Annotated in this window: 9 protein-coding genes and 1 pseudogene; 4 read left to right on the top strand and 6 right to left on the bottom strand. The window is 51.6% G+C overall.

Translation table 11 applies throughout. The annotated features are described in order from the left end of the window. Positions 1-39: 39 nt before the first annotated feature. Entirely contained in the window at positions 40-1125 is a 1086-nt protein-coding gene (locus tag QWU00_RS08620) for a PepSY-associated TM helix domain-containing protein (protein ID WP_238706748.1), read from the bottom strand. Positions 1126-1560: 435 nt separating this feature from the next. Then, positions 1561-1974, bottom strand: a pseudogene (locus QWU00_RS08615) (Fic family protein); the annotation flags it as partial. Positions 1975-2083: 109 nt separating this feature from the next. Here QWU00_RS08615 and QWU00_RS08610 point away from each other — a divergent pair. After that, entirely contained in the window at positions 2084-2266 is a 183-nt protein-coding gene (locus QWU00_RS08610; RefSeq protein WP_035381535.1) for a hypothetical protein, read from the top strand. Positions 2267-2373: 107 nt separating this feature from the next. Here the strand turns inward: QWU00_RS08610 and QWU00_RS08605 are convergent, their stop codons facing one another. Genes QWU00_RS08605 through hsdR form a run of 4 tightly spaced genes read right to left on the bottom strand, consistent with a single transcriptional unit; the run spans position 2374 to position 9413 of the window. Beyond that, entirely contained in the window at positions 2374-3291 is a 918-nt protein-coding gene (locus QWU00_RS08605; protein ID WP_035381533.1) for a restriction endonuclease, read from the bottom strand. Between the two features lie 3 nt (positions 3292-3294). Next, positions 3295-4572: a restriction endonuclease subunit S gene (locus QWU00_RS08600; RefSeq protein ID WP_052051472.1), complete on the bottom strand. Its 1278-nt coding sequence runs from the start codon at positions 4570-4572 to the stop codon at positions 3295-3297. Further along, complete coding sequence (locus tag QWU00_RS08595) at positions 4569-6035, bottom strand: class I SAM-dependent DNA methyltransferase (RefSeq protein WP_035381532.1); 1467 nt, start codon at positions 6033-6035, stop codon at positions 4569-4571. Before QWU00_RS08595 ends, QWU00_RS08600 begins: the two co-directional genes overlap by 4 nt. Then, complete coding sequence (gene hsdR / locus QWU00_RS08590; RefSeq protein WP_035381531.1) at positions 6036-9413, bottom strand: type I restriction-modification system endonuclease; 3378 nt, start codon at positions 9411-9413, stop codon at positions 6036-6038. It lies immediately after the preceding gene. 522 nt (positions 9414-9935) lie between these two features. On the opposite strand from hsdR, the gene QWU00_RS08585 reads away from it, so the two are divergent. The 3 genes from QWU00_RS08585 (at position 9936) to QWU00_RS08575 (ending at position 16863) form a co-directional block, all read left to right on the top strand. Continuing rightward, the gene (locus QWU00_RS08585) at positions 9936-11309 is read left to right on the top strand and encodes a DUF6538 domain-containing protein (protein ID WP_035381529.1); all 1374 of its coding nucleotides are present in this window, start codon (positions 9936-9938) and stop codon (positions 11307-11309) included. Between the two features lie 236 nt (positions 11310-11545). Next, on the top strand, positions 11546-16177 hold the full coding sequence (locus tag QWU00_RS08580) for a DEAD/DEAH box helicase (RefSeq protein WP_304651037.1): 4632 nt from the start codon (positions 11546-11548) through the stop codon (positions 16175-16177). Beyond that, entirely contained in the window at positions 16174-16863 is a 690-nt protein-coding gene (locus QWU00_RS08575; RefSeq protein WP_035378271.1) for a type ISP restriction/modification enzyme, read from the top strand. Before QWU00_RS08580 ends, QWU00_RS08575 begins: the two co-directional genes overlap by 4 nt. The last annotated feature ends 20 nt before the right edge of the window (positions 16864-16883 follow it).

The raw sequence follows: 16883 nt of genomic DNA, 5'->3' as shown, positions 1-16883 counted from the left end.
AATAACAAGTTTACCAACCTATCATTACAAATTACCCCATCAGGCCGGTTTGTGCTTTGGCTTCTTTGCCTCTTTTTTATTCCCAGCAGTCCAGAACGTCCATATGGCGAACACTCCCAGCAGAGCCAACCCGACACCAGAAAGCGTCATGACTATTCTGTAAAAAAGGCCACCAATCTTAGCCGCATGCACAGGAAAAACATCATTGAATAACCGTGCCTGCAGAGACATGCTCCTGGCGTCTCGGGCCTCTATCAAATGCCCCGTATCGGCGGCAAACCACAGCATGGTACGCCCATTGGGCAACCATTCATCAGGTTGACGCATCCGCAACGTAATCAGGCCACTCTCTTTCCGTGGAAGGGCTAGACTTCTAAACTCTGCTTCAGGAAATTGCTGCTGTGCCGTTTCCATCATAGAAACCCAGTTCAGATCTCTACCCATTTTGACATGGGGATACACTGGCGGCTTCAGGCTATGGGTAAGTGCGGCCGAGGTTCCTGGTCCAAACGCAATTCCGCCAAGAGGGCGGAAGACCATGAGAACACCAGTCATAAAAGAAAGAAGCAATAAAGGGGCGATTATTATGCCCAGATCACGATGGTGCCGAATGATAGCAGCGCGACTGAAACGCTTTGGCCAGAGACGAAATTCAAATGTTTTCCGGGTGCGCCACCACAGGACGCTACCTGTTATCACCATAAGAATACCTATAAGCCCGGCCACACCTACATACGTTTCGCCTTGCGGACGCATGAAAAGGTAACGATGCAAGGTCACCAGCCATAACTCAGGACGAGACCAGTCACTTGTCCAAGAAACCAGAACATGACCAGTCTGATCGGCATATTCCCCTCTCCCATCAGCATGGGCCAGCCGATTTACACCCAGAGAAGGAGAAGCAAAAACGATCATTTGTGGAGACTTGCCTTCAGCATTCATAACATGGGTAACAAAAGTCCCAATGTGCTGAGCATTTCGTTCCACTGCGTCATATTTGTGGGGGACGCTGGTCCATGCATCCTTATGAACCAACACTGCTCCAGAAAGCCCTAAAACAACGAGAACTATCCCCATCAGCGCTCCGACCCAGCGATGAATAAGAGTAATTATCCGCATAAGCATATGAACGCCTTGATCATATTTTTTGCCCTAAGCCACCATTTCAAGAAGGCTAACAAAATAGCAATAATTTCATCGAATAACTGAATTTGTGTATTTTTTTAGCGGCAAGGTAGGGCCTGATGACCCCGCAAACTTCTACGTGGGATGGGGTAAAGGTTGGTCACCCCTTATTTTCTTCCCCTGAGTTTACACTTATTTTTTCATATATCGGGGATTTGTGCACAAAAAAAACCCGCCTATTGAGGGCGGGTTTATCGTGTCCTATCAAGGACTTGAGATGGTTGCGGGGGCCCACAACCCAAGAAAACTGCTACTGACGAGCGGATTGATTGATCGCCTTTAAAGTTCCCTCAACACAGTGATAAATCAATATATTCATCGAAGGGGCTATTCCGATAAATTCCACTGCCATGATCATCATCTCCGACAGGCATTTTACATCTCGGGAAGAACCAGAACATAACTCGTGCTCCTGCCACCCGCCGCCTCCTTATTCAGGATACCGCGCTCTACGAGATCATTGATATCCCGCAGGGCGGTATCCGGTGACGTCTTTGCCAGCTTCGCCCATTTGGATGAGGTCAGCTTACCCTCAAACCCGTCCAGCAGACGGTTCAGCATGAGGCGCTGCCGGTCATTGATTGATTGACCGGCCAGAGTATCCCAGAAGCGGGCCTTCTGAATGGCCTTTCCCAGAACCTGCTCGGCACGATCAAAAGCACGATTCAGAGCCGCCAGAAACCAGTGCAGCCAGACCGTGATGTCCCTATCCCCTTTTTGGGTGGCCTCAAGAACGGCGTAATACTCTTTCCGCTCCTGACGGATCTGGGCTGACAGGCTGTAGAAACGCGAGGAATGGCTAAACAGGCAATTCGAGACGCAAAGCCGGGCACGTCAAAGGCAGATTTATGAATGGAATGAACAACACCGTCCTGCCAGGGAACAAGCCCGTCGCGACATGTCCCTGTTTCGGTCTTTACTCGACAGCAAGCTGTTTTCTGCCGAGCGCAGAGACCTGACAAAACTGGCATCACAGATGCTTCTGGAAGACGGCCTGCTTCAGGCATTACAGAAGCCTATGATGAGCCCTGCAATGACGCTGAATGGGAAGCAATTTATCTATCAGCCAAATCATTTATGAGGATATGAACCAAAACCCACTTTCGGCATAAAACTCAAAAGAATAGATTTCTAACGATAGATATCTCCCACTGCTCTTCGAAACTTTGAGTAGCGCATACAGTCGGATTATTCTTCCGAGAAGAAATCCTCATCGACGCGCTTGAACTCTATCTTTCGGCTAACGCGGACACCCACCCCATATTCGATCATCAGGTCGGTCAGCCGCTGCCCGTCGATCAGTATGACCCGCTGCGTAAGGTGTTTAACATAATCCCGCGCGTGGTTGCTGAAGGTGGAGGTGGTGACGAACACGCCCTTGGTAGCACCATGCCCGACCAGACTACCGACGAACGCCTGCACATCGGGGCGACCCACAGACGTGTCGGCATAACGCTTGGCCTGCACATAAACACGATCCAGCCCCAGCCTGTCCTCGTTGATGACGCCATCCACGCCGCCGTCACCAGAACGGCCGAGCTGGGTGGCTGCATTCTTGTACGATCCGCCATATCCCATAGCGATCAGCAAATCGACGATCAGTTGCTCGAAAAAGGCCGGACTATTCTGGACGATGCGTTCCAGCAATTCCGCACGAAGGGCCGATTGCACAGCCTGATAGGCCGTCTCAATCTGCTCTTCTGGCGTGTCAGTTTCGACTGACGGGGCAATGGCAACAGGACCAGCCTCGTCGTCAGAAGATTTTTGTCCGCTGTAAAATTCGCAGAAGCCTTCATAGTCCTTGAGGTCGTTCACACTGATGCGTGCGGGATTGGATGCCAGCAGCGCCCGCCCTGCTTCGGTCGCGATGAACCGCCCCCGTTTTGGCGAGGTCACAAGACCCGCTTTGGACATATAGAATTTTGCCCAATGGATGCGGTTGTGCAACAAACGTTGTCGCCCGCTGGGCAGCATTTCTTCGCGCTCATCGGGACTGAGGCCGAGATCGTCCGCAATACGTTCGGCAGAATCGGCCACACGCTGTTCGCCGCTGGCAGCAAGACGCAAGACCGGCAACATCAATGTCTGATAATCGGGAATGGCCATGGGTCAGGCGACCTTTCTGCGACCACGCTTGGCCTTCGGCGCAGCAGCACGTTCTGCCCGGATGCGTTCGAGCAAGGCACTGGCGGGTTCGTCGGTAGGGTCTTGTGGCACTAGCTCGCCTTTGAAAGCTTTAGCCAATACCGACTGGTCGAGGTGGTCGATCAGCTTGCGAGCACTAGTGGTATCCGCAGTAAGGCGGTCTATCCAAGTGAAGGCGGCTTGGATGCGTTCGGCTACCACAATCTGTTCATCCAGTGAACAATTGGGGGTAGGAAGTTCCTTCAGGTCTCGTAAATTTATGCCTTGCTGCGCGACACCCTTAGTATTGCCCAAGATGAAACGTTTTGCTTCGGATGTAGCTAGAAAATACATGACAAATTCAGAGGAAATTTCTGGTTTTGGCGGAATCATCGCCACTTCTCGACTAATGTTACAACCTGCGAGCTGCAACGGAACAACACACGTTTCTCCAACGCTACCGCGTATCGTTATAAGGACCTCGCCGCCTTTGAGACGAGTACGTTGATGTCCTAACTCGATTTTGGGATCGACCAGCTTTAGCTGATCCAATCCAACGCAGAAATCTTTAACATCTCCACAGCGCACAGTCGGAATTCCGCCTTCATAAGGCGTGCCAGTTTGCACGATTCCGTATGGAATACCCCGTTCCCTTTCGACCAGATCAAGCAAGCGTGTCCTTTCGGTGAGATGCGAAAAGGCAAGGTTCAGCACAGCCTGTTTGTATTTCTCGACAAGGCGGGGGATGTGGTCGAGATGGTCGCGAGCCCGTCTGGATTTGCCGGTGAGGCTGTCGATCTTCGCCACGATCCGTCGCTGTTCGGACAGTGACGGAAGAGCAAATTTACGTGCCTCCATATCACCTTTGGTGACGTGGATCATCGTTGACCCAGTGCCATGATCGGATTTGATGTTTTCTTTATCCCATTCAAACCAGTGGTACAGAAAACGCTTTTCGATAAGCACATCAACTAGCCGCGTCTTCCAGATATGATAGTGGAAGATAACCTTCCCGCCATCCCATATGCGGGGACCAAACGAGGCTGACCATGCATAAAGCAAGTCACCACTGTCGCAATACTTCTCGGAATCGAGGTCCAAATTGGAATAATACCAGTTCCTATTGGAAAAGAAATTTCCAACGCGGAGAACGGGATATTTTCCTCTCTCGAGAAGCTCATCTTGCTTATACGCGCGGCCGTTTATGAGTTCGCAGACGTCCTGAAGCCGAACACACGCCCACCGTTCCGGGAAATCGCTCATTCTGGTACCTCCGCAATGGAGGCAGCTTCCTCAACGCTGTCCAGCTCAAGCTCGCCCGACAGTGTTTCAATTTCTTCCAGCGCCGCCTTCAAATGGCCGATGATCGCCGCTGCAATATCCTCCGGCTCGGTCAGCGCCTCTTCCGCCTCTGCCTCTGTATCCCGAAGCCAGCTTATGTCGAGGTTGTCATTACGACCGGCAATAGCAGCACGATCGAACTTGCGCCACCGGCTGCCCTCCCCGCCATCTCGCCGCTTGGCTCCCCCATTGGCGTCCGCCCCATACGCCTTCTCAAAATCCGCAAAGTCGGCAACGGTCAGGGGTCGTGTCTTGCCATAGGCAGGAGCGTTCGCCCGCATGTCATAGACCCAGACCGCCTTGGTGTTCCCTTTGTCGCTCTTGCCACGCTGGAAGAACAGCACGTTGGTCTTGACGCCTTGTGCGTAGAAAATGCCGGTCGGCAGGCGCAGGATGGTATGCAGGTCACACAGATCCATCAGCCAAGTGCGCAGGCGGCGGCCAGTATTGTCCTCAAACAGCACGTTGTCGGGAATGACCACAGCAGCACGTCCGCCAGGGGTCAGTGCACGCACAATATGCTCGACGAAGGCGAGTTGCTTGTTCGACGTATCCGCTGTGATCGAGAAATCGGAACGGGTTGGACGTCCCCCGCCTTTCTTCGTGCCGAATGGTGGATTGGTCAGGATCAGATTGGCCTTGGGCAACGCCTCACCATCGGGCGAAAGCGTATCAATATTCTCCACGCCGCCTTCTATGCCGTGCAGCAGCAGGTTCATCATGCTTAAGCGGTGGGTGTCTGGCACCAGCTCTGCACCACAGAAAGCGTTGTGCCGCTGGAAGAAGGCCTGTTGTTCTGTCAACGTATAGAGATCGTCTGTGTGATCCTTGATGTAGCGATCAGCAGCGACAAGGAAGCCCGCTGTTCCCGCTGCCGGGTCCTGCATCACCTCTCCCTGCTGAGGTTGCATCAGGCGCACGATGCTATCAATCAGCGGACGGGGCGTGAAATATTGTCCGGCACCGGATTTCTTGTCAGACGCGTTCTTTTCCAACAGGCCTTCATAAAGGTTGCCAAGCCCCTCTTCGCGTGCGGAAAACCAGTCGAGCTGATCAATGTTAGAGGTCAATGCTTTGAGATTCGTCGGCTTGCGCAGGCGGGTCTGGGCGTCAATAAAAATAGCGCTGACCAGTGCATCCTTTGACTTTCCGAGTGCGAGGAGCATGGCCTTGTAATAATCAAGCTGTTCCATGCCCTCACGCTTGGCGAGCAGGCTCCAGCGCCACCCTTCTGGCAAACGTTCCTCCTTCCCCGTTTCCTCCAGCATTTTGAGGAACAGCAGGTAGGTCAGCTCCGTCACATATTCGTTGTAGGTGATGCCATCATCGCGCAGGACGTTGCACAAGCTCCAGAGCTTGGCGACGATATCGATAGTGGTGCTCATTTACGCAGTCTTCTTCCACAATTCTTCATTGATCCCGGCGAGGATACTTTCCAGTTCCCCGCCAAACACCTTGTTCAGACGATTAAAGCCGCCATCGGCGATAAATGGCTCTTTGTCGATGGCGGCTCGGTCTACGACAATTTCTTTTTCAATCTGTTCGCCGATCCGCTTGAGCCAGCGTTTCTGTGGGTCGGTCCATGCACGGCTCGCCATGATCGCACGCATAGCTTCCCGCACGCGATCTTCATAGGGGACGAGAGCGTCTCCCAGCGCGGCCTGACGAACGAAGCCAATGACGGAAGCGGCAATTTCCTCATTGAGCGCATCCGCCCAGGCACGACGCAGGTTGGCGTCAGAAAATCCCTTGGAATCCAGAGCCAAGCGCAATGCCTTCAAATCGGCGCGGGTCAGATCGCGCGGACGCTGCACGACAAGTTTCAGTGCGGCAATAGTGTTGATATTGTCGCGCACGAAAGCGGTGAAGCTGTCCAGAAAATCCTCAGGCTTGGTGGCGCTGCCATAACCACGCGATACAGCAACGACTTGGTCTGCATGATGAGAAATCGGAACATAGCGGGGATTATTATTACCATCTTTCCAGTCGAGAATGGGGCCAATCGCGACGCGATCCTTCAGCCATGCGGCAAGGCCCGGTGCATCACCAGCCATAACCCTCTGCAATGTCGCCTCCGGTGCTTCCCCCGCGATGGCCTCAAACTGCTGCTTTGCTTCCTCGGTCAGCTTCTTGATCTGGCGGCGTAGCTTGACGGCAATTTGTTCCCGAATGACCTCACGCTGCTCATCGTTCTGCGCCGCTGTCATTTCCTGAACAAGCTGAGTGAAGTCAATCGACGGATTAACAACGACAGGCTTCATGTCGGTCATGTTCTGAAGATGAGGATAGAGATCAACCGCATCAAAAATACGGAAAACCTCCTTGTTGATTTCCGGGCACAAGCGCGTCGCACGTCCGATCATCTGTTCATACAGGATACGACTGTTCACGCGACGCAGGAACACAAGGTTGGTGATTTTTGGCACATCAATGCCTGTGGTGAGCAGATCGACCGTTACAACGATTTGCGGAGTGGCATCATTACGGAACGAACGGATCAAGTTTTTTACCTTGTCCACGCTGCCGGTAATTTTCTTCACCGCAGCATCATCAATTTCACCATATTGCTCTGCAAAAGCCTTCTTGATGGCGCTCACCACCATGTCTGCATGGGCATCGGTCGCCGCGAAAATAAGCGTCTTACCCTGAAGTGCCGGATCAATATGCTGCGCCAGCTCCTCTGCAACAGCGCGATTGAACTCCGGAGTAATAACCTGTTTGTTGAATGCCTCAACTTCAAAACTGATTTCGTCTGGCGCGTGAACGAGATCGACCTCGCCAGTTTGGGTATTGAGCCGCTCAAGCTCTTCATCCTTCTCGAACTTAATGCCTGCCCGCGCCAAAGCTGTTTCGATACGGATAGGGGGTTCGTGATCAACCAGAAAACCATCAACTACCGCCTCGCGATAGGAATAGGTAAAGACTGGATCACCAAAAATATCAGTGGTGTGCAGCGCAGGTGTTGCCGTCAGGCCAATCTTCACCGCATCAAAATAGTCCAGCACACGCCGATATTTTGAGATGTAATCGTCCTGCCCCCGGAAACTGAGTTCGGCATCAGACATTTCACGATCAAGCAGATAACCACGATGGCATTCGTCGATGACCATCAAGTCATATTGGTCGACAGGCGGCGCAAACGCTGCATCAGCAGCAAATAGCACGCGCTTCACTAAGCCTTGAATCGTGCAGATATGGACTTTCGTTTCTATATCGGGCTTCACATCTCCCAGCCCTTTAAGGCCAAAGATTTCCGCGAATGTCTTGCCGGATACGACTTTAGTCGTCGAAAATTCTCCCTCTGTCTGATCGCCAAGAGCACTGCGGTCTACTACAAAGCAGATGCGCCGGAACCGCTTCGCCGAGAGCAAGCGGTATAGCATGGCGATAGCAAGTTTAGTCTTTCCGGTACCGGTTGCCATTGCGACCAAGACGGCGCGTTGTTCCGCAGATAGCGCGGATTCAACTGAGCGAATTGCACTTTCCTGATAATACCGAAGCGGAAAACCGAATTCGAATGGCTGCGCCTTCAGGGCAGCGTTGGCCGCATCCTGATCGACTTCAAGCTGACCGGTAAGGCCTTCTGGCGTCGGCCAGTCTACCAATGCACGGCGATGGTTTGCGGCACGACGGGTATCGCGGAACCAGATGCCGCTCTCTGTCTCAATCTGCTTGAGATAGGATCTGCCGTTCGCACTGAACACAAATGGTACTTTGTAACCACCCCAAGGACCACCTGCATAACTAAAATCGGCACTGTCCTTAATGGCGATTGAATAGCGCTCAGCCTGATCAATCGCTGCGGACACGTTTTTCCGTTTCCGCTTTGCCTCAACAACGCCGACCAACGTGGAACCAACAAACAAGGCGTAATCAGCAGGCCCTTTTGCGGTCGGCCATTCAGCGATGGCGAGATTACGGCCTTTGACTGGGCGAATACCTTTGCTGTATCGAAGAACTTGGGTATCGACTTCCCATCCCCGGTCGCGCAATTGCTGATCTATGAGAGCACGCGTTTCTGCCTCGTCGAGGTCAATTTTCACCGCAGCTTTTTTACCCTGCTCCACCAACTGAGCGGCCTCAACTCGAGGAGTGGTTTCCGCTTCGGCTTGGAGAGCAGTGAGCTTGTTTGTGACCTCTGCCTTCTCGGCATCAATTTCCTGAGCGATCTTCTCCCAGGCGGCACGCTCCTCAGCCTCTCGCTGTAGCCTTTCTTCTACCGCTTCGCGGGCCTGCGCCTGTTCTTCAGCTTCAAGACGAGCGCGAGCAGCATCACCTTCAGTATCTGCTACTTTCTGCCTAAGTGTTTCAATCTCTTCGCGCAGCGCAACTGTTGCATCGATGGGCTTGCGCGGTGGCATGAAAGCACCGGACTTAAAATCGGGTGCACGATCATAAGTCCGATGAAACCAGATGCTGAGGGACCAAGCGAATTTTAGTGCTGTAAGAGCGGTAGAATGATCGCCCTTTGCTTCATGTACAGCGCTGTTTCCGGCCTTCCGAAGAGTATGAAAAATATCAGAGACCTCCCTCGGTATCAGGCGGTCATATGATAGGCGACGCAGAGTTTCTTCAAATGTTTCGCGCTCATCACGATAAACAGCGTGATGAGCAGCGACTAACTTGGCCATCAACTCAGCAAACTGGCGTAGCTTGACGATCGCAGTAGAGGGATCGCTGGGGAAATAGTGCTCTGCAAGAGCAGCAAGGGTCACTAATTGCTTGTTGTGCGGCCCTAAAAAACCAAAATTCAAAGTATCCACTCTTCCCCCAGTCCATTAGACAAGTGGCTTTGCGAAGCAAAGGTCATGGGTCACCGTCTTCCATAAAACCCGCGCTTAACTAATCCGCTGTTTTATTAACCATAATCCGGACGTTAAAAAATTGATGGGAACTTTAATAGGATACTTAGGATTACGATAGCCCAACATGAGAATTTTCGAAGCATCTATAAACCATTATTTTTCATATATTTATATCGAGAAATCAAATCGCAATATTGCATATCCGGGATGAAGGCCGAAACAAGCTTACTTTTGAGCAACTTTCAGCATGATACTTCCCAGAATGTTTAACCAACGATATAAGAAATTCAGTAACCAGAAGACAGCGCCTCATCATTCTATTTGCTGTTTCAAAGGGTTAGAAAAGTGTCACTGCGGGTTGATGCAGGTTCGAGTCCCGCAGTTCGCACCACAGACACCTGAAATAGCACGATTTTTCGGCTGAATGAGGGGCAAAGGCTGTCTTTGCTCCATCGTCCTTCCCCACCGAGGGAAGATTTTATGCTCCGTGTCCGAGGCACTACTTACCACTTCCGCCGTATCGTTCCCCCTGCCCTACGAGCAGCCTTAAACCGGCGGGAAATCTGGGTTTCTTTGAAAACAGGCTACCAAAATGAAGCCCGCAAACGCGCTTCTCTGCTTCACGCCAGAACCACAGAATTATTTTCTCAGGCCCATCTGGCCCTCTCTGAACCAGACGCTTTAAGCAGGCTTGAGGGACTGCGGGTTGCACTGCGGGATTTGCAGAGCGTGAACCTGCCTTCATCTACTCAGGAAACGGGGTCCGTGCCGGTGTCAGCACCGATGCCAAAACCCCGAACAGCAAAGAAACCGGCCAAAGCACCCAAAGCCCAACCTTTGATGCTCTCTGGTGCCCTGAAACGCTTTGTGCTGGATAATCCCCACGCCAGCGCCGATACGAAAAAGGCGACCCAGCGGGCTGTAGACCTGTTCCTGCAAGCCTTTGGAGATGCCCCCGTGTCCATTATTGGTGGTGAGATGGCCGGAGCCTTCCGTGACCTGCTGTTTTCCCTTCCAGCATCACTTGGCAAACGTAAAAGCAGCCTTACCCTTGAAGAAGAGGCTCAGCGGGCCAGAGAGGAAGGTCTGCCAACCTTAAGCGGTAAGAGCGTCAAAAACCATATGATGCGCCTCTCTGCCCTGTGGAACCAGTTACACCAAAGGGAATTGGTCACACGCAACCCGTGGACGGGCTGGAATTTCGAGAATGGACAGAAAACCATAAGAAGAAGCTGGACTGCCAGAGAACTGGCTTTGCTGGCTTCTGCATCATGGCATAGCACTTCGGTACCAGAAGAGACCTTCCGGTTGGTCACATTGATTGCAGCCTATTCGGGCATGAGGCTGGGCGAAATCTGCACCTTACGGAAAGAAGACCTACAGAGCGTTGACGGCATCCCCTGCTTTCTTATCCGCCCCCATACCGAAACCGGCTGGGCACCGAAAACAGAAGCAGGCACCCGTATTGTGCCTGTCCACTCAAAACTCATTGAAGCCGGTGTGCTGATGCTGACAGAGACCACGGAAGGCCCCCACCTCATTCCCGGCTTGGAAACTTCAAAGCAAGGTATCAGGGGCGCAGCACTGGGCCGGGCTTTCTCGTTACTCAAAACCCGCATTGGTCTGCCCGCTGAAATTACATTCCACTCATTCCGGCACACCGTATCAACCCAACTCAGAAACGCAGATGCCAATATCCGGGAGGTCTGGATTGACCGCTTACTCGGTCATGAAGCTACCCATAAAAGTCAGGGCACCACAACCTATCTGACAGGCATTTCAACAACCAATCTGCAACAAACCGTAGAGGCCATAAGCTACCCAGAAACAGCCTTTGCAAACCAGATGATTTAAAAGGGAGCCAGCAGTGTTGAATGGCTACCCATTCAACATCTGGCAAGGGGGAATACTTCCCCCGTTGACCCCCATAAAGGCAGTTTACTGCCTTTATTTCTCGCCCCAGCAAAGATGGAAAGTGTGGAAGAAGGGCTCGATTTCATCCTTCCACATTACTGAGTCATAAAGACACGACTTTACTGACAGACGTTGAGCGATAAGATGAAATATCTTATCCTTGAAGGCCTCTGTTTATGTCTGCTCTTTCTACCCTCCTTGATACCCTGCGCCATATGGCAGTTACCGAGAGCGAAAAAGGGACGTATTTTGAGGAGTTGGTGATCTGCTATCTCCGGACAGAACCCAGCTATGTCGATCTCTATGACAAGGTCTGGCCCTATAAGAGATGGGCAAAGGAAGAAGGGTATCCTGTCAAGGATACAGGTATCGACCTTGTGGCCAGAGAACGAGGTACGGGCAATCTCCATGCTATCCAGTGCAAATTCTATGCCCCTGACCACAAGATAACCAAAAAAGATATCGACACCTTCTTCTCAGCGTCCGGCAAAAGCTGGTTCTCCCATCGCGTCATTGTCGCGACCACGAACTACTGGAACAGCAACGCCGAAGACACACTGGCCAACCAGCACCCGCCCGTTAGCAAGATTGATCTGCTCGACCTTGAAACCAGCATCATCGACTGGTCACAGTATCAGCCGAAACAGAATCCCGTCCTGCGGGAGAAAAAGAAGCCTCGCGAACATCAGAAAACGGCTATCGGGAACGTGCTGGCCGGTTTCAAAAACCATAACCGTGGCCGTCTCATCATGGCCTGTGGAACAGGCAAGACCTTCACCAGCCTGAAACTGGCAGAAGAGCTGGTTGGTGCGGGTGGTCGCGTCCTGTTTCTGGTTCCCAGCTTGTCCCTACTCTCCCAGTCCCTCACGGAATGGACACAGGAAAGTCAGATTCCCCTACACAGCTTTGCTGTCTGTTCAGACAGCGACGTGGGCAAAAAGAAGGCGTCGAACGACGACGAAATCAAGGTCAAGGTTCACGAACTTCGCTACCCTGCGACCACAAATCCGGAGCGACTGGCGACCGAATACCAGAAACGTCATGACGCTACGCATATGACAGTGGTGTTCTCCACCTATCATTCCATTGATGTCATCAGTCAGGCCCAGAAAGAGCATGGCTTCCCGGAATTCAATCTGATTGTCTGCGATGAAGCTCATCGGACGACCGGCGTGACCTTTGGTGGAGAAGAAAACGACAGCGCCTTTGTGAGAGTCCATAATCAGGATTATCTGCACGGCCAGCGTCGCCTCTACATGACTGCCACACCCCGGATTTATGGTGATGTGGCCCAGGAGAAAGCTGAAAAAGAGGGAGCCATTGTCTATGGCATGAACAATGCCGAGATTTTTGGCCCAGAGTTCCATGTCATCACCTTCTCCGAGGCTGTCAGACGCGAACTCTTGGTCGATTATAAGGTCATTGTGCTGGCTGTAGATGAAGGCACAGTCAGTGCAAGACTTCAGAAGCTTCTTGACGACCCCGAAAATGGCTTGAAGGTCGATGACGCTGCCAAGATTATCGGATGCTGGAAAGCTCTGGCAAAGATTGGTTTATCCCAAGAGGGTGTTGATGACCCCGCCCCCATGAAGCGGGCCGTGGCGTTCTGTCAGGTGATCTCTCCTGACTACAAAGGACGCGCCCACAAGGTCAGTTCCATTCAGATTGCTGACATGTTCCAGAAAGTAGTCGAGGAATACCAGAAAGGGGACGGTATCGAACCGGAAGCCTACCTGACCTGCGAAGCAGAACATGTCGATGGCGGGATGAATGCCAGCGAGAAAGAAGGCAAGCTCTCATGGCTGAAAGAGGAAACGCGTGACAAAGTCTGCCGGGTGCTATCGAATGTTCGATGCCTTTCTGAAGGTGTGGATGTTCCTGCTCTTGATGCCGTCCTGTTCCTGACACCTCGTAATTCTCAGGTTGATGTGGTGCAATCGGTCGGTCGCGTGATGCGGAATGCACCCGGCAAAAAGCGGGGTTATGTGGTTCTGCCCGTTGTCATCCCTGCTGGCACACCGCCCGAACAGTCTCTGGACAATAATCAGGCCTATAAGGTGGTCTGGCAGGTGCTTCAGGCACTTCGGTCTCACGACGATCGCTTCGACAACATGGTTAATAAGATGGACCTTCAGGCGAAGCCTGACACGTCGCGCATGGAAGTCATCGCGGTTACAAAGAAAATCACTCAGAAGACGATGGCTCTGAGCACCGGAACAGCCCAGAAAGCGCACGCATCTTACACTCTTGGAAAAAAAGCCACCCCTCAGACAGACGAACGTCAGGCCCCTATCCCGTTCCAAGTTGGGGAAATCGAACGCGCCATCTATGCAAAAATTGTCAAAAAAGTTGGTAACCGCCACCACTGGGAGGACTGGGCTGGGGATATTGCCAAGATTGCCCAGACCCACATTACCCGTATCACCACAATCCTTGATAACCCCGATAATGTTCAGGCGCGGGCCGCGTTCGACCAATTCGTGTCTGACCTGCGCTCCGAACTGAATGACAGCATTAATCGGGAAGAAATTATCGAGATGCTGGCCCAGCACCTCATTACCCGTCCGGTGTTTGAAGCCCTGTTCTCAGGCCACAGTTTTGTCTCCGACAATCCCATGTCCAAGGCCATGCAGTCTGTTCTGGATGCTCTGGATAAGCACAGCCTGCACAAGGAAGCCGACACGCTGGAAGACTTTTATGCCAATGTGCGTGAACGCGCCTCGGGGATCGATACGGCTTATGGTCGGCAGAAGGTCATCAAGGAACTGTATGATGGGTTTTTCCAGCAGGCCTTCCCCCGACTGAAAGAGCGCCTCGGGATTGTCTACACCCCGCTGGAAGTCGTGGACTTTATCATTCACTCCATCAATGATGTGCTGGAAAGCGAGTTCGGCCAGACACTGGGCAGCGAGGGTGTCCATATCATGGACCCCTTCACAGGCACCGGAACCTTCATTACCCGCCTGCTGCAAAGTGGCCTGATTACAAAAGAACAGCTACTCCACAAGTTCAAACATGAACTTCACGCCAACGAAATTGTCCTGCTGGCCTATTACATTGCCTCTATCAACATCGAAGCGACCTTCTCTGACCTCATGGACGGGAAGTACGAGCCATTTGAAGGTATTTGCCTGACAGATACCTTCCGCCTGAATGAAGCGCATGACCTGATTGGTTCCACACTGGAAGACAACAATAAACGTATCAAAAAACAGAAAAAGCTCGATATCCGCGTCATTATGGGCAACCCGCCCTATTCCGTCGGACAGGCAAGCGGGAACGATAACAACCAGAATGTGGCTTACCCCGCACTGGATGCCCGTATTGCCGAAACCTACGCAAAGCGAACAACGGCAACAAACAAACGTGCTCTTTATGACAGCTATATTCGAGCTATTCGCTGGGCTTCTGACCGTGTTGGAACTTGTGGTGTTATCGGCTTCATAACTAACGCGGGCTTTCTGGAATCCAACTCCGCAAATGGTCTTCGTCAATGCTTAGGAGAAGAATTTTCCTCTCTCTTTGTCTTTCACTTACGTGGCGGCATCCGCGGAAAATCCGGGGATTTAGCCAAACGGGAAGGCGGTAATATTTTTGATATTATGGTTCCCCCAGCCATTTCCATTTTGGTAAAAAACCCTGAAGCAAAAAAACAGGGACACATCCTGTTTCATGATATTGGGGATTACCTGACACGCGAGCAAAAACTGAAAAAAATTAGAGAATTAACCAGCATAAACGGGTTAACCGAAGCAGGCCTATGGCAAAATGTTGCCCCAGATGAGCATGGCGACTGGCTAAGGCAGAGGGACGACAGCTTCGAAAAATTCATTTCTATTGGAAGCAAAGATAAAGATGCTGGGGCAACCTTGTTTTCCATTTATTCAGCAGGCGTAAAAACACAACGCGATGCCTGGTGTTATAATGCAGGGAAAAGCCGCCTAACCTCGAATGTACAGGCCACTATTGATTCATACAACTCAGAACTGAACCGCTTTAACAATAGTTTCCCCTCCCTCAATAGAAAAGAGCGAGAAAAAGCACTTTCCAGCTTTATTGATACAGACCCAACAACGATAAGTTGGTCAGATGGCTTCAAGCAGGATTTTGCACGGAATGCACAATTAGATTTTTCAGAAAATGCTCTAACCCAATCTATCTACCGCCCATTCACGCGCCAGTGGCTTTACTACGACCGTAAACTCAACGAGCGCGTCTACCAAATGCCTCGGATTTTCCCTAATGCAATAGCATACAATCAAGTAATCTGCGTTCCCGGGTTGGGAGGAGACAAGGGTTTTTCAGCTTTCATGACCAATAACATTATTGATTTAAACCTCGCCCCCGCAATGGGGGGCTATCAGGCCTTCCCGCAATTTGCTTATGAAACAGAGCAACAGAGCAACAGAGCAACAGAGCAACAGAGCAACAGAGCAACAGAGCAACAGAGCAACAGAGCAACAGAGCAACAGAGCAACAGAGCAACAGAGCAACAGAGCAACAGAGCAACAGAGCAACAGAGCAACAGAGCAACAGAGCAACAGAGCAACAGAGCAACAGAGCAACAGAGCAACAGAGCAACAGAGCAACAGAGCAACAGAGCAACAGAGCAACAGAGCAACAGAGCAACAGAGCAAACGCGCTGCCTGACAGAGTGTCAAGAGATAAATCTGGTTATCTGCACATCCAGCCCGGGAGAAGACCGTCCGTTCTCAGCAATAATGGCGTCATCCACACCAGACCTGCACCTACTGCACGGGGGCCAATGCTTCCCGATGTTCCTTTACGACACGGAGGACAACCAATGAGCATTTCTCAAGGTAGCCTCTTTGAACAGCCCTCAACTCAGCCACGCCTTGTACGCCGTGAGGCCATTACAGATGAAGGATTAAAGCATTTCCAAGATGCTTATCCGGGCCAGACCATTAGCAAGAGAGAGTTGTTCTATTACGTCTACGGTATCCTGCACTCTGAGGAATATCGGCAACGCTATGCTGACACCCTACGCAAAGAGTTACCCCGCATTCCTCGTGTCAAAACATATGAGGCGTTCATAGCATTCAGCGATGCAGGTCGCAGACTTGGAGAAATGCATGTCAATTTTGACAGCCAGCCCATCTACGAGGGTGTAAAGGTCGATTATGGCAAAGGCCCCCTGTCACCTGAAGCCTTCCGGGTTGAAAAGATGAAATACGGCAAGGGTAAAGACAAAAGCGTCCTGCATTACAATGACCGTATCACCATAACCGGTATCCCACTGGAAGCCTACGATTACATTGTAAATGGCAAGGCTGCACTGGAGTGGGTTGTCGAACGTCAGTGCGTCAAAACCGACAAGGCCAGCGGTATTGTAAATGATGCCAATGACTGGGCTATCGAAACTATGGGTAACCCACGTTACCCGTTGGAACTGTTCCTTCGGGTACTGACTATCAGCCTTAAAACCATGAAAATCGTAAAAACCTTGCCAGCTCTGGATATTCTGGAAAACTAACTAGACAAGGGGGTCAACGG

Source organism: Acetobacter tropicalis, from assembly GCF_030644465.1.
GTDB classification, from domain to species: domain Bacteria; phylum Pseudomonadota; class Alphaproteobacteria; order Acetobacterales; family Acetobacteraceae; genus Acetobacter; species Acetobacter tropicalis.
This window is presented reverse-complemented; position numbering and strand designations above follow the sequence as displayed.

What these genes read in the sequence shown, in the direction of transcription:
- QWU00_RS08585 (WP_035381529.1), top strand. Translation starts at nt 9,936, where the DNA reads ATGCTCCGTGTCCGAGGCACTACTTACCACTTCCGCCGTATCGTTCCC.
- QWU00_RS08580 (WP_304651037.1), top strand. Translation starts at nt 11,546, where the DNA reads ATGTCTGCTCTTTCTACCCTCCTTGATACCCTGCGCCATATGGCAGTT.
- QWU00_RS08575 (WP_035378271.1), top strand. Translation starts at nt 16,174, where the DNA reads ATGAGCATTTCTCAAGGTAGCCTCTTTGAACAGCCCTCAACTCAGCCA.
- QWU00_RS08595 (WP_035381532.1), bottom strand. Translation starts at nt 6,035, where the DNA reads ATGAGCACCACTATCGATATCGTCGCCAAGCTCTGGAGCTTGTGCAAC.
- QWU00_RS08605 (WP_035381533.1), bottom strand. Translation starts at nt 3,291, where the DNA reads ATGGCCATTCCCGATTATCAGACATTGATGTTGCCGGTCTTGCGTCTT.
- QWU00_RS08620 (WP_238706748.1), bottom strand. Translation starts at nt 1,125, where the DNA reads ATGCTTATGCGGATAATTACTCTTATTCATCGCTGGGTCGGAGCGCTG.
- QWU00_RS08600 (WP_052051472.1), bottom strand. Translation starts at nt 4,572, where the DNA reads ATGAGCGATTTCCCGGAACGGTGGGCGTGTGTTCGGCTTCAGGACGTC.
- QWU00_RS08610 (WP_035381535.1), top strand. Translation starts at nt 2,084, where the DNA reads ATGTCCCTGTTTCGGTCTTTACTCGACAGCAAGCTGTTTTCTGCCGAG.